At 40.0% G+C, this 14,042-nt stretch carries 13 protein-coding genes and 3 tRNA genes; 8 read left to right on the forward strand and 8 right to left on the reverse strand.

Annotated elements, in window-relative coordinates; genetic code table 11:
* Positions 1–105: 105 nt before the first annotated feature.
* The 7 genes from sufA (at position 106) to PR683_RS02755 (ending at position 7,212) form a co-directional block, all read left to right on the forward strand.
* Positions 106–474: a Fe-S cluster assembly scaffold SufA gene (gene sufA, locus PR683_RS02725; protein ID WP_004910405.1), complete on the forward strand. Its 369-nt coding sequence runs from the start codon at positions 106–108 to the stop codon at positions 472–474.
* A 16-nt stretch (positions 475–490) separates the two neighbouring features.
* The gene (sufB, locus tag PR683_RS02730; RefSeq protein WP_109911264.1) at positions 491–1,990 is read left to right on the forward strand and encodes a Fe-S cluster assembly protein SufB; all 1,500 of its coding nucleotides are present in this window, start codon (positions 491–493) and stop codon (positions 1,988–1,990) included.
* 45 nt (positions 1,991–2,035) lie between these two features.
* Positions 2,036–2,782, forward strand: coding sequence for a Fe-S cluster assembly ATPase SufC (gene sufC / locus PR683_RS02735; protein ID WP_272581665.1), 747 nt, complete (start codon positions 2,036–2,038; stop codon positions 2,780–2,782).
* The gene (sufD, locus tag PR683_RS02740) at positions 2,757–4,064 is read left to right on the forward strand and encodes a Fe-S cluster assembly protein SufD (protein WP_196723493.1); all 1,308 of its coding nucleotides are present in this window, start codon (positions 2,757–2,759) and stop codon (positions 4,062–4,064) included. The genes sufC and sufD overlap by 26 nt, the downstream gene beginning before the upstream one ends.
* A gap of 5 nt (positions 4,065–4,069) precedes the next feature.
* Positions 4,070–5,308, forward strand: a complete 1,239-nt coding sequence (gene sufS, locus PR683_RS02745) for a cysteine desulfurase SufS (protein WP_209101399.1) — start codon at positions 4,070–4,072, stop codon at positions 5,306–5,308.
* 33 nt (positions 5,309–5,341) lie between these two features.
* Positions 5,342–5,758 (forward strand): cysteine desulfuration protein SufE, encoded by a 417-nt coding sequence (gene sufE, locus PR683_RS02750; protein ID WP_004910417.1) that lies wholly within the window; start codon positions 5,342–5,344, stop codon positions 5,756–5,758.
* Between the two features lie 389 nt (positions 5,759–6,147).
* Positions 6,148–7,212, forward strand: coding sequence for a L,D-transpeptidase family protein (locus PR683_RS02755; protein ID WP_004910418.1), 1,065 nt, complete (start codon positions 6,148–6,150; stop codon positions 7,210–7,212).
* A 97-nt stretch (positions 7,213–7,309) separates the two neighbouring features.
* Here the strand turns inward: PR683_RS02755 and PR683_RS02760 are convergent, their stop codons facing one another.
* The 6 genes from PR683_RS02760 to PR683_RS02785 form a co-directional block, all read right to left on the reverse strand.
* Positions 7,310–7,546, reverse strand: coding sequence for a major outer membrane lipoprotein (locus tag PR683_RS02760; protein ID WP_004263789.1), 237 nt, complete (start codon positions 7,544–7,546; stop codon positions 7,310–7,312).
* Between the two features lie 416 nt (positions 7,547–7,962).
* Positions 7,963–9,375 (reverse strand): pyruvate kinase PykF, encoded by a 1,413-nt coding sequence (gene pykF / locus PR683_RS02765; protein ID WP_004910422.1) that lies wholly within the window; start codon positions 9,373–9,375, stop codon positions 7,963–7,965.
* Between the two features lie 418 nt (positions 9,376–9,793).
* Positions 9,794–9,870, reverse strand: a tRNA-Val gene (locus tag PR683_RS02770).
* Positions 9,871–9,901: 31 nt separating this feature from the next.
* Positions 9,902–9,978: transfer RNA gene (locus PR683_RS02775), tRNA-Val, on the reverse strand.
* Positions 9,979–10,008: 30 nt separating this feature from the next.
* Positions 10,009–10,085, reverse strand: a tRNA-Val gene (locus PR683_RS02780).
* A 158-nt stretch (positions 10,086–10,243) separates the two neighbouring features.
* A complete protein-coding gene (locus PR683_RS02785; RefSeq protein WP_004910423.1) occupies positions 10,244–11,617 on the reverse strand; it encodes an MATE family efflux transporter in 1,374 nt (457 codons plus the stop codon).
* A 276-nt stretch (positions 11,618–11,893) separates the two neighbouring features.
* Here PR683_RS02785 and PR683_RS02790 point away from each other — a divergent pair, with 276 nt between their 5' ends.
* Complete coding sequence (locus tag PR683_RS02790; protein ID WP_004910425.1) at positions 11,894–12,559, forward strand: riboflavin synthase; 666 nt, start codon at positions 11,894–11,896, stop codon at positions 12,557–12,559.
* 213 nt (positions 12,560–12,772) lie between these two features.
* Here the strand turns inward: PR683_RS02790 and PR683_RS02795 are convergent, their stop codons facing one another.
* Both PR683_RS02795 and PR683_RS02800 read right to left on the reverse strand, forming a co-directional pair.
* Entirely contained in the window at positions 12,773–13,045 is a 273-nt protein-coding gene (locus tag PR683_RS02795) for a putative quinol monooxygenase (RefSeq protein ID WP_004910428.1), read from the reverse strand.
* Positions 13,046–13,069: 24 nt separating this feature from the next.
* Positions 13,070–13,828 (reverse strand): helix-turn-helix transcriptional regulator, encoded by a 759-nt coding sequence (locus PR683_RS02800; RefSeq protein ID WP_226537834.1) that lies wholly within the window; start codon positions 13,826–13,828, stop codon positions 13,070–13,072.
* Between the last annotated feature and the right edge of the window lie 214 nt (positions 13,829–14,042).

A 14,042-nucleotide genomic window follows, 5' to 3' on the forward strand; every position in this document is an offset into this window, starting at 1 on the left:
TCTTAAAACAAATGGTTGAAGTCAATTAGCTAATCATTACCATAGGGTAGGCAGAGTTAATCTCCTGATAACAGGCTGAAAAGCCATAAGAAATGTGGGGTCAATATGACTGACGGTGTAGAGACATTTTCATTTGATGAAAACAATTGGCAGGGAGTTAGCCTGACACAAAGCGCTGCAAAACAAATCAAAAAATTGATGGTGCAAAACCCAAATACAAAAGGGCTTTCACTCGGCGTAAAACAGTCTGGCTGCGCAGGTTTCGGTTATGTGTTTGAAATGATCGAAAACCCAACAGACCAACACCTGTTATTTGAACTCGATGGCGCACATCTTTATGTGCCAAAAGAAGCAATGCCATTTATTGATGGCACAGTCGTTGATTTTGTCCAAGAAGGGCTGAATCAAATTTTCAAATTTAATAACCCGAAAGCCCAACATGCCTGTGGGTGTGGTGAAAGCTTCGGCGTTTAACATGTGAAGTCAGATTATGTCACAGAGCAATGTAGAAGTTGGCGATGATGTTCAAAGCTGGCTTGATGACCAGCGTTATAAAGAAGGCTTCTTTACCGAAGTCGCAACGGATGAAATGGCGAAAGGCATTAACGAAGATGTTATTCGTGCAATTTCAGCTAAACGTAATGAGCCTGAGTGGATGCTCCAATTCCGTCTTGATGCCTTTAATCACTGGAAAGGCATGGAAGAACCTCATTGGCTTAAAGCAAATTACCCAAATCTCGATTACCAAGACTATAGCTATTACTCTGCGCCATCTTGTGGCTCATGTGATGATACCTGTGGTTCGCAATCTGGTGCTACACAAGGCACAGGTGTGGCGGAAACCAATAATTATTTAACGGCTGAAGTTGAAGAAGCCTTTAACCAATTAGGCGTTCCTGTACGTGAAGGGAAGGCCGTTGCGGTTGACGCCATTTTTGACTCGGTCTCAGTATCTACAACTTACCGTGATGACTTAGCGAAACATGGTGTTATTTTTTGTTCGTTTAGTGAGGCTATTCAAGAATACCCTGAACTGGTACAGAAATATCTCGGGTCAGTCGTTTCGAGCCATGATAACTTTTTTGCTGCATTAAATGCGGCAGTGGCTTCAGATGGTACCTTTGTGTATGTACCAAAAGGCGTACACTGCCCAATGGAGCTATCAACGTATTTTAGGATCAACGCAGCCAAAACCGGCCAGTTTGAGCGCACGATTTTAATTGCTGATGAAGGTAGCTATGTGAGCTATATCGAAGGGTGTTCTGCACCTGTTCGTGATAGTTATCAGCTCCATGCGGCGGTTGTTGAAGTTATTATTCATAAAGATGCCGAAGTTAAATATTCGACTGTCCAAAACTGGTTCTCCGGTGGAGATAGCGAAGCCGGTGGGATCCTAAACTTTGTGACTAAGCGTGCATTGTGTGAAGGTGATAATTCAAAAATGTCATGGACACAGTCAGAAACTGGCTCTGCCATCACATGGAAATACCCAAGCGTTATCCTTAAAGGAGACAACTCTGTCGGTGAATTTTACTCCGTTGCATTAACGAACGGCAATCAACAAGCGGATACAGGAACGAAAATGATCCATATCGGGAAAAATACCCGTTCAACGATCATTTCTAAGGGTATTTCTGCAGGTAAAAGCCAAAACAGTTATCGCGGTTTAGTGAAAATTCTACCGAGTGCACATAACGCTCGTAACTTTACCCAATGTGACTCTATGTTAATTGGCACCCAATGTGGTGCACATACATTCCCATATGTGGAAGTTAAGAATAATACGGCACAACTTGAACATGAAGCGACAACCTCACGTATTGGGGAAGACCAGTTATTTTACTGTTTACAACGTGGTATCAGCGAAGACGATGCAATTTCAATGATTGTAAATGGTTTCTGCAAAGATGTGTTCTCGGAGCTTCCATTAGAATTTGCCGTAGAAGCACAAAAATTACTGGCGATCAGCTTAGAGCACAGCGTTGGCTGATCCTAATCGAGTTTATTTGCGCTAAAGCGCTAAAGGCATGTAAATATGTTAAGTGTTAAAGATTTACACGTGAGTGTAGAAGGTAATGAGATTTTAAAAGGGTTATCTCTGGAGGTAAAACCTGGGGAAGTTCACGCCATTATGGGGCCAAATGGCTCTGGTAAAAGTACATTATCCGCCACACTTGCTGGCCGCGAAGAGTATGAAATTGATAGCGGTGAAGTGACGTTTAAAGGTAAAGACCTATTTGCACTAGATCCAGAAGAGCGTGCAGGGGAAGGTATTTTCCTTGCATTCCAATACCCTGTTGAAATTCCAGGGGTCAGTAACCAATTTTTCTTACAAACGGCAGTCAATGCGGTTAGAGAATATCGTCAGCAAGAAGCATTAGATCGTTTCGATTTTCAAGATTTTATTGAAGACAAAATCAAATTATTAGAAATGCCAGAAGATTTACTTGCGCGTTCTGTCAACGTAGGTTTCTCCGGTGGTGAGAAAAAACGTAATGATATCTTACAGATGGCAGCTCTAGAGCCTCAATTGTGTATTCTCGATGAAACTGACTCTGGTTTAGATATTGACGTGTTGAAAATTGTGGCTAATGGCGTGAATTCATTACGTTCGCCTGAGCGTTCTTTTATCATCGTAACCCACTATCAGCGTATTTTAGATTATGTGAAGCCTGACTTTGTCCACGTGTTATATCAAGGGAAAATCATCAAATCAGGTGATTTCAGTTTAGCGAAAAAACTGGAGGAGCAGGGTTATGGCTGGCTTATTGACCAACAGTGAAAGAGCACAAAAACGTGCGGAAGTTGCGAAGCTTAACGAGCAAGCAATGTCACGTTTTTCTGAATTATTTGAACTACGACATGGTGCGAATTCTCAACATGCTAAAACCCATTGGGAAATAGCAAAACAAGTTGGTTTACCTGTGTTTCGCCATGAAGATTGGCACTATACTCCACTAAATACTGTACTTGAGACTCAGTATCGTTTTAGTGATGGTGATGTTGTAGCACAAGACTGCGAAGCACTGGCTCTGCCAATTGATGCATATCGCCTTGTTTTAATTGATGGGCGTTATAGTTCTGCATTGAGCTCTATTGATATGGGGCCATTCCAAGTGGCTTTACTTGATAACCAAGACTTGCTTCCTTCGCCTGTAAATAGCGAGATTTTTTTGCATTTAACCGAAAGCTTGGCTGTACAACCGTTAGTCGTCCATCTTGCAGCAAATAAAATAGCAGAAAAGCCATTGTACCTGCTCAATATTTCAACGGGTAGCGACGATAAACAGACCACCAATATTAGCCAGTATCGGTACCATTTAACCTTGGATGCAAACAGTAAAGCCCAAGTTATTGAGCATTATGTCAGTTTGAATGAGCAAACACACATGACTGGCAGCCGTTTAACAGTTGAAGTCGGTGATAACGCAGACTTTAGTCACTTTAAGTTAAATGTTGAAAATGGCCAAGCTCAGCATTTTGCTCACAATGATATTGTTATTGGGCGCGATAGCCGTGTGAAAAGTACCAGTTTTTTACTTGGCGCATTATTAACACGAAACCATACAAGTGCTCGCCTTGACGGTGAAAATACTGAGTTTGAACTCAACAGTATACTGCTGCCTAAAGGCAATGAAATTGCTGATACTCGTACGTATTTAGAGCACAATAAAGGTTACTGCAATAGCCGTCAATTACATAAAGTGATTGCGATGGATAGCAGTAAAGCTGTCTTTAATGGCATGATCAAAGTCGCACCCAACGCATTAAAAACAGATGGTCAAATGACTAACAACACATTGTTGTTAGGTGAAAAAGCAGAAATTGATACTAAACCTCAGCTTGAAATTTATGCAGATGACGTAAAGTGTGGTCACGGTGCAACGGTCGGTCGTATTGATGACGAACAACTGTTTTATCTGCGCTCAAGAGGAATTGAGGGTAAGGCAGCAAAACATATGATTATTATCGCATTTGCTGCGGAACTTACGGAATCTATTGAATCGGAAGAGTTAAAACACGCTGTGATGGCAAACATCCGCCAGCGCTTAGCGGAGGTTTAATATCCATGCTATTCAATGTCGCTTCAGTAAGGCAGGATTTTCCTGCCTTATCACAGTCAGTCAATAATCATCCGCTGGTTTATTTAGATAGCGCCGCAAGTGCACAAAAGCCTTTGCAAGTTATTGAAATAGAAAGTGAGTTTACGTTACATCAGTATGCCGCGGTTCACCGCGGTATACATACTCTCAGTGCAAATGCGACGACAATGATGGAGGAGGTTCGTCAAAAAGCCGCCGCTTTCATTCACGCAGCTTCAAATGAAGAAATCGTGTTTGTTAAAGGCACAACGGAAGGTATTAACCTTGTTGCAAATAGTTTTGGTCGAAAGTATTTCCATGAAGGGGACAATATTGTCATCACTGAAATGGAGCACCATGCGAATATTGTACCTTGGTATATGTTAGCTGAGGAAATTGGCTTTGAAATTCGAATTATCCCAATTTCTGACGATGGTAGACTGCAATTAGATGTATTAAATGATGTCATTGATTCACGTACGCGATTATTGAGCTTTACACATATCTCTAATGTATTGGGAACAGTTAATCCCGTACAGGATATCATTAAACAAGCTCGAGCGATTGCGGCTTCAAAAGGTGGAGAGATCGCGATATTGGTCGATGGCGCGCAAGGTGCAATGCATCAGCAGGTTGATGTGCAAGCCTTAGACTGTGATTTCTATGTGTTTTCAGGGCATAAGTTATATGGCCCGACAGGTATTGGTATCCTTTATGGCAAAAAAGCTATTTTGGATATGATGCCACCATGGGAGGGCGGTGGGGCAATGATCCGTCAAGTCAGCCTGACCAAAGGGATCACTTTTGCTGATGCGCCATGGCGCTTTGAAGCAGGAACACCGAACGTTAGCGCAATTATTGGGTTAGGGGCGGCATTCGATTATTTAAACGCACTTAATTTACCTGATGTATTTGCTCATGAAGCTGAAGTAATGGCATATGCTTCTAAGAAATTGCAAGAAATACCATCAGTTATATTATATGGCAATGACCAACGGGAAGGCGTTTTGGCGTTTAATCTAGGCCAGCACCATGCCTATGATGTGGGTTCTTTTCTAGATAGATATGGTATTGCTATCCGTACTGGCCATCACTGTGCTTTACCATTAATGGAACATTATCACGTTCCTGCTATGTGCCGTGCTTCTGTGGGTATATACACCACGAAAGAAGAAATCGATTCTTTATACAATGCGTTACAGCGCATTAAAAAATTGTTAGGCTAAGCACATAAGAAATATATGGTAAAGGAACTGAGCATGCCCGCATTACCCGATGAAAATAAGTTATTACGTAATTTCTCCCGTTGTCAGGACTGGGAGGAACGCTATCTCTATATGATAGAGCTAGGGGGACGTTTACCTGAACTCTCAGAGGTACAAAGAAGCGATAATAATTTAATCGCAGGGTGCCAAAGCCAAGTGTGGATTGATATGCAAAAACAAGCAGACGGGACAATTACGTTTGCAGGTGATAGCGATGCAGCAATCGTTAAAGGGTTAGTTGCTATTGTGATTATCCTTTTTCAAGGCAAAACGGCGCAACAAATACTCGCACTCGATGTGAAGTCATTTTTTGAACAACTTGCATTGGAGCAACATTTAACACCTTCGCGAACTCAAGGTTTAAATGCGATGATCCGTACAATTTTATCGCGTGCGGCACAATTAGTATGATCCTACCGAGGGAGCGTTATGCTCCCTTGAGGTTGTTGACAAAGCGGGATAAAAGCGTGGTTTTTCCCGCTTTGTGTTATCAGCCGAAAATCAATTTATTGATTTTCCTAATTTATTTTCAATAACCTATTAGACTTGCTGCCAAACATAATATGTTTGGCAGCAAGTCTGCAGGGAGCTTTATGCTCCCTTACTTATTTTACTTCTTGGTTATTATTTTTATTCGACCAGTCCATTAAAGTGATTGTATTTGGCTATCATAAAAAGACTACTACCTTATTAATACTTAATAAAAATATTTAATTAGTATTAAAGATATGAAGGATAGTTGCTATTATGAACAATAATCATTGAATTATTGTAAGAACACTATTTTCCTTGGAGTAGGTATGAAAAGAGTTTTGACGGTGGCAAGTTTATTTGTCATGAGCGCCTTATTGGCTCCAGCTCAAGCAAAAGAATATCCATTACCTGACAGTAACACTCGTCTTATCGGGGAAAATTACACGTATATCGTCCCCAATGATGGGCGACCATTGGAGGCCATTGCAAGTGAGCACCAAATCGGTCTACTCGGTATGCTTGAAGCAAACCCAGGAACAGACCCGTACCTTCCTGAAGCGGGTAAAGAACTCATCATTCCAGCACAAATGTTGTTACCATCAACACCAAGAACGGGAATTGTGATTAACCTGGCGGAGCTGCGTTTATATTATTACCCTGCGAACAGTGAGGAAGTGATTGTTTATCCTATCGGTATCGGCCAGTTAGGTCGCGACACACCTGAAATGGTGACTTCAGTAAGTCAGTCAATTAAAGATCCTACATGGACACCAACGGCGAATATCCGTAAAAATTACGCTAAAGAAGGTATAACTCTTCCAGCCGTCGTTCCAGCAGGGCCTGAAAATCCAATGGGCTTGTATGCATTACGCCTAGCGTATGGGCGTGGTGAATATCTGATACACGGCACTAATGCGGATTTTGGTATTGGTATGCGAGTGAGCTCCGGTTGTATTCGTTTACGTCCTGATGATATCGAAGCATTATTTAAAACAGTACCAAAAGGAACTCGTGTCCAAGTTATTGATCAGCCTGTCAAATACTCCAAAGAAACTGATGGCAGTTATTACATTGAGGTGCATCAGCCATTGTCACGAACAAGCGGTGATGACCCACAAACCATGCCAATCAAGCTGTCTGACGATTTCAAGCGTTTTCTAGAAAATGAAGGGATTGATAAGGCTTTAGTGGAAAAAGAGCTAGCAAGGCGTTCTGGTATGCCTGTGCGTGTAAATAATGATCAGAGTAATGGTATCCCTGAAGATGAAACACAACACCAAGGTTTAGTACCTATTGAGCCATTCTCGATTTCACAGCCAGAACCCATCTATGACGGTAAAGTTGGGGCCTTGCTACCTGCGAAATACCGCTCTTCTGTTGTAACTCAATAACCCTGACCAAATAATAAGGGCCTATTTTCATAGGCCCTCATAAATGCTACTAGCTTCAAAGAAGGATCTTTAAGACTAGATTATCGCCAAATCGAACTTATTTTTTGTAAGTACGAACTTGGTTATCCAGACGTTGGTTAGCACGTGCTGCTTCTTCTTGAGCTGTCTGTACGTCAGAGCGCAGAGACTGAACGTCGTTGCTCAGTTGATCAACTTTACCATTCAGAGTTTGCACATCTGAAGAGAGTTTTTGCACTTCAGTGCTGTTAGAACAACCCGCTAGTAATGCTGAAGCTAATACGATAGAGCCCAGTACAATTTTAGTACGAATCATTATTTTACCCTCTAGATTGATTTATCTTGAAAATATAAAAAAGCAAGTCACCAAACAATAGAGCTAAGCTTGTTATCTTAAAGCTTGCTATATCCCTTTAAAACAACCTAATGAAAATTAGGGTATGGCACTTACTATGTCTTATGCTAGTACTAAATATGAAGTTTTGCTAGAAATACTTTATATTTAGTACTAGGAAAAAGAAGAAAAATTTAAATTAAGATCAATGAAGGTTGTTATTTGACCAATTTAAGTGGGGTTTATGATATTACACTTAAAATGCAATAAGATATTTACTAGAGAAAAGTAAATAAAGGGATAGTTACATCAAGGCAGCACTAAATGTTAAATCTAAATAAAAAGGCCGATAGCTAAAATAATCACTATCGGCCTTTTAGAAGACAATTAAAGACTAATTAAAGTACGTGAACTGAAGATGTATTGGTTGTTCCGCTTTGTACTAATGCGCCAGAGACCATTACAACCGCATCACCAGAAACAGCTAAACCACTTTCTAGAGCTGCGCGTTTACCTTCACGATAAAAGTCATCTGTAGAAGTAAAACCACCAACTATCATTGGGATCACACCTTTAACTAACAGTAACTGGCGTGCAGTTTCTTCATTGGTAGTTAACGCTAAGATTGGTGCAGTAGGGAAATACTTACGGACAGACTTAGCCGATTTACCGCCATAAGTTGCAACAACGATTAATGGGACATCTAATTTTTCAGACATTTCCACCGCACCACGACATACAGCCTCAGTGACACGTAGGCGTTGGCTTGGTTTTTGGTTATCGATGCGAGTTTGCATTACACGGTCTGTACGTTCACAGATAGTTGCCATAATGGTAACAGCTTCTACCGGGTATTTACCTTTAGCACTTTCACCAGACAACATAACCGCATCAGTGCCATCTAAAATAGCATTGGCAACGTCACCCGCTTCTGCGCGAGTAGGGCGTGGGTTTTTGATCATTGAATCAAGCATCTGGGTTGCTGTGATCACGACTTTGCGTGCTGCAACACATTTTTCAATCATCATTTTTTGTGCAAAAATAACTTCTTCAACTGGGATTTCAACGCCTAAATCACCACGAGCGACCATGATGCCGTCAGAGGCTTCTAAAATCTCATCAAAGTTATTTAAACCTTCTTGGTTTTCAATTTTAGAAATAATTTGGATGTTCTCGCCACCGTGTTTTTTCAGGTGAGCTCGAATTTCTTCAACATCTGAGCGCTTACGAATAAATGAAGCAGCAACAAAATCAACACCTTGCTGGCAACCAAAGACTAAGTCTTCTTTATCTTTTTCTGCTAATGCTGGAAGGCCAATTGAAACGCCTGGCAGGTTAACCCCTTTTTTCTCACCGAGGTCACCGTTATTTAAAACTTCACAAACAACTTCAGTTGCAGTGACATTAGTCACTTTCATACCAATTAAGCCATCATCAACTAATACGGTATTGCCAACTTTCAAATCTGAAGTTAAACCCGCATAGGTCACCGCAACTTTATCTTTATTACCTACCACAGAGGTATCGGTAGTAAATGTAAAAGTTTGACCAGCAACGAGAGAAACGTCGTTACCACCTTCCAATTTCATGGTGCGGATTTCAGGCCCTTTAGTATCTAGCAAAATAGCAGCTTGTTTACCTGTTTTTGCACAAACAGCGCGAAGGTTTTTGATACGTTGACCGTGTTCTTCGTAGTCACCGTGAGAGAAATTGAGACGCATGACGTTCATGCCTGCATCAAGGAGTTGGGTCAGTTTTTCTTCTGATTCGGTTTTTGGACCGATAGTACAAACAATTTTGGTTTTTTTCATGGCAGTCTATCTAATGTTATAAAGGAAATCGGTATTGCCGCCGATGCTTAGTACATTTAATAAGTCGTGCGCAGGGTAAATTTTGTTGCGCAACTCATTTATAAGAATAGGCGACAGTCTGGTGTTTAATGCATTTTTACACTTAAATTTGTCACATTTTGATTCTTATTATAGTGTAGATGACAAATTCAATTAAAGCTAACGTATTGATTTATTACTGTTGAAACCTTTCAGCCAATGTGAGTATTATAGACAACAAAAAACTGTGAGACAAATCAAATTTTATTAAATTAAAAGAAGAAGGCGTTCAGATCAAAAATTCAGTTGATATTAGGCTGTTAATTTGTTGCGCAACAAAATAAGGGAATAATAATAGACAATCAAGAGAAATTTTAGTGGGGTAGGAAGATAAATTAAATGGTGCGTCCGAGTAGACTCGAACTACCGACCCCCACCATGTCAAGGTGGTGCTCTAACCAACTGAGCTACGGACGCACTGAGAGACTTGATTTGTGTTAATTTGAAATGGTGCGTCCGAGTAGACTCGAACTACCGACCCCCACCATGTCAAGGTGGTGCTCTAACCAACTGAGCTACGGACGCGCTGAAAATTAACATTGTGTTCACTAGAAATGGTGCGTCCGAGTAGACTCGAACTACCGACCCCCACCATGTCAAGGTGGTGCTCTAACCAACTGAGCTACGGACGCATCTAAAAGTTATCTAGGTGACAACGGGGATGAATATTAACGTTATGAAGTTCATCTGGCAAGGGGAAAATGTATTTTCGTGATAGTTTGCTCGTATTTAAAACTATCTGGTGCGAAATACATCTTCTCCCATAATAAAAAGCTTAAAAAACCGTCGATTAGCGCGCTGAACGAAGTAAAACAACATCCTCTGTCTGCTTATGGATCCACATAATTCGTGTCGCCATTCCTATTGCAGCCGCACTCAAACCAATAATAAAGCCAATCCAGAAGCCTTTAGGCCCCATCGCCGGTGCAATGATATCAGTTAACGCTAAGATATAGCCGGAAGGTAAGCCAAGTAACCAATATGCAGTGAAGGTAATAAAGAAAATAGAACGCGTATCTTTATAGCCACGTAAAATGCCCGCACCAATAACTTGCACAGAGTCTGACAACTGATAAATAGCGGCGTATAGCATTAAACTACTAGCTAAAACAACCACCTCGGGGTTTTTGTTATACATCATTGCAATCGGCTCACGGAAGACGGCTGTGAGAACCGCGGTAAAACAAGCGACCATTAAGCCAACAGCAATGCCAGTATAAGATGAAACTTTAGCCGCTTCAGTTGATTTCTGTCCCAAGTTGTAACCTACGCGAATGGTTGCAGCTATTCCTAATGATAATGGGAACATAAACATCACAGAGCTGAAATTCAACGCAACTTGGTGACCAGCTACTGCGACAACACCTAATGGAGCGACTAGCAGTGCAACGACAGCAAATAAAGTGACTTCAAAGAAAAGTGCCAGACCAATTGGTGTACCTAACACAATAATTCGCTTCAAGATTAATGGATTTGGCGATGTGAAAGAGAGTGTAGGGCGAATATCACGCTGCGCAGTAGCACGTTTCACATACCATCTCATCATCAGACACATAGCCCAATACACTGATGCGGTGGCGACACCGCAACCAACACCACCTAAAGCGGGGGCACCAAAGTGACCATAGATAAAGATATAGTTAATGGGAATATTAATCATTAAGCCGAGAAAACCAATCACCATCCCCGGCTTGGTTTTTGAAAGCCCTTCACATTGGCTACGATATACTTGATAAAATAAGTAGCCTGGCGCACCCCACATAATAGCATGTAAAAAACGGACAGATTTATCCGCCAATTCTTTATCAATATGGGGCATATTACTAATAATTAGCTGACTATTATAAAGAAGGCACATAATACCTAAGGCTAAAAGTAGCGCTAACCACAGGCCCTGCTGAATTTGGTCACCAATTAAGTTACGACGACCTGACCCATTCATTTGTGCAACGATTGGGGTTAATGCCATTAAAATCCCTTGGCCAAAAAGAATAGCTGGCAGCCAGATGGAAAAACCAACTGCAACTGCGGACATCTCAATTTCACTAACGCTTCCAGCCATAACTGTATCCACAAACCCCATCGCAGTTTGTGAAAATTGAGCTAAAACGATAGGAATACCAAGTGCCAACAAGCTACGCGCTTCTGTAAAATATTTCTGCACGCATACACCTTTGTAATAAAAGCAAGTAAGAGGAAAAAAATTAGAAAAATAAGTGAGTTACTTAAAACTCATTGATTATTAAAAACCGCTCATTCTATCCCGTTTCTAAATAGATTCCAATAATGATATGGTAACAAACTATAAAAGAGCATTTTCAAGCCTAATATATTACTGAATATAAGGTTTATTATCGTGTTGTTTACCACTCAAATAGGATAGATCTCTAAAAATTCTGATGTAAACTGAGTCTATTAATCCACTACACTGAGAATCATTATGTTTACAGGCATTGTTCAAGCGACTGCTCCTATTATTGAAATTACAGAAAGAGCCAACTTTAGAACTCATGTAATGAAGTTTACCCCAGAATTGCTGAAAGGTTTAGAAACAGGGGCCTCCGTTGCGCATAATGGTTGTTGTTTGACGGTAACAAAAATTGATGGCGAAAGAGTCAGTTTTGATCTAATTAAAGAAACCCTGAGATTAACTAATTTGGGGGAATTGCAAGAAGGTGATGTTGTTAATATCGAACGTGCCGCAAAATACGGTGACGAAATAGGTGGGCATGTTGTTTCTGGTCATATTATGACAACCGCTGAAATTAGTAAAATCTTCACATCTGAAGATAACCATCAAATTTGGTTGTCAATTCATGATAAACCATTAATGAAATACATTTTACATAAAGGCTTTGTAGCGATTGATGGTATTAGTTTAACTGTCGGTGACGTGATCAATAATCGTTTTTGTGTGCATCTCATTCCTGAAACATTAGAGAGAACAACATTAGGTAAAAAACGTTTGGGTGATAAAATAAATATTGAGATAGATCCACAAACTCAGGCGATTGTTGATACTGTTGAGCGTGTTTTAAATCAAAAAGAACAAGAAAGATTATTACAACAAGCAGAAGAATTGGCTGACGCAGCAAAAACAGAGTAAATAGGCATGCAAAGTAATAACCGTGTTTCGTGCTTGAAAGATAAATAGCGGCATAAACAGTCAGGTAGGCTATAGCAATAATGGTTTATGCTATAGCCTGAATGAAACACGTTCAATCTTTGTTTCTTGAATGTAGGTTATGAAGTTCTATTAAATAAAGATGATTAAAATTCTCAAAAATGACAACTAGCTCTAGCTTTCATTATTAATAGATCATCTTTCACTAAAATTGACAGAAAAGCTGGCGTTATCACGTTCAATTGCTTCAACTAAACGCCTGAAATGAGGGCTATTTTTATGCATCTCTAATGCCTGAGTGTCTTCCCATTCCTCGAAAACAATGTAACCATTCTCTTTAGCCATAAGATCATATTGAATGCATCCTTTCTCTCGGCGGCTTAGTTTTGCTAAGTCACGAACGATTTCTTTCGTTAAATACCCATCCGTCCTTTCTGTTGTAATTTGGGCATACACAACAATACTCATTCCGTTCTCCTTATGTATTAAGAACTATCTTAATGGGTACTTAGTTTTTGTATTGTAAAAAAGCGAATAACTCGATTTTAAAAATGCCGACGGCGTCATAGTAAAGTATCTTTTAAAATCACGGTAAAAGTGGGATTGATCATAATAGCCTGTTTCAAACCAGCGGTAGGTGTCTTGTTCTACTACCATACTTTTTAAAACATGTTCTAAGCGACAATTGATCTGGTACCTTTTTGGCGTAATACCATATTCTTTTAGAAACTCTTTTTGAATGACACGGACATGTAAGCCGGTCTCTTCGGCAATTTCAGTGATTTTTTTAGTTGGGTTACGATATAGCAACTCTAAGATTTCATCTATGAAATGAGGTTTTTTCTTGGCTTTTGTCTTATTAAAACACTCTAACAGCTCTTTAAATGAAGAATTAGCTAAAGCTTCAAACCAGCGGTCTTCCCATATGCCACTCAATGCGATGGGTTTATCCGTATAATTTAGTGTGCTTTGAGGTAGTAAAAAACGTAAGGCATCATGACGAATACGTAATACCATGACTTTAGAATGATTGGGGCTAGCAGTAAACGTATTAACCCTAGGAATAATAAGTTGGTATGAGTCTGCGACTGAGTCGCTCTCTGTTGTCATGCAAAAAGCATCTGATGAAACCCAGATTTCAGCACCAGTTCCAGGGAAAATTTTAATTGCCTCTGTAAACTCTTTGATTATCAAAATAGAACTAACAAAGGATTTTAATTCATCTGGTGGATAATACTGTTTTAACATCATTTTTGAGCACTCATTATTTAATGTCGCAATGATAACGTTTTTTAACAAGAAAATTAACCAAGAAATATCTATATCTTAGTAGATGACAAAATAAAAGCCTTATTTTTTAGTGAAATCCGCTTTGAATAAAGAAAATTGATGAGAGAATATTAGGGGTTGTAAGTTAAGAATAATGGGTTATATAGCAACATACTTAATAAATATTACCGTATCC

The sequence above is a fragment of the Providencia sp. PROV269 genome, from assembly GCF_028477785.1.
Classification (GTDB): Bacteria; Pseudomonadota; Gammaproteobacteria; order Enterobacterales; family Enterobacteriaceae; genus Providencia; species Providencia rettgeri.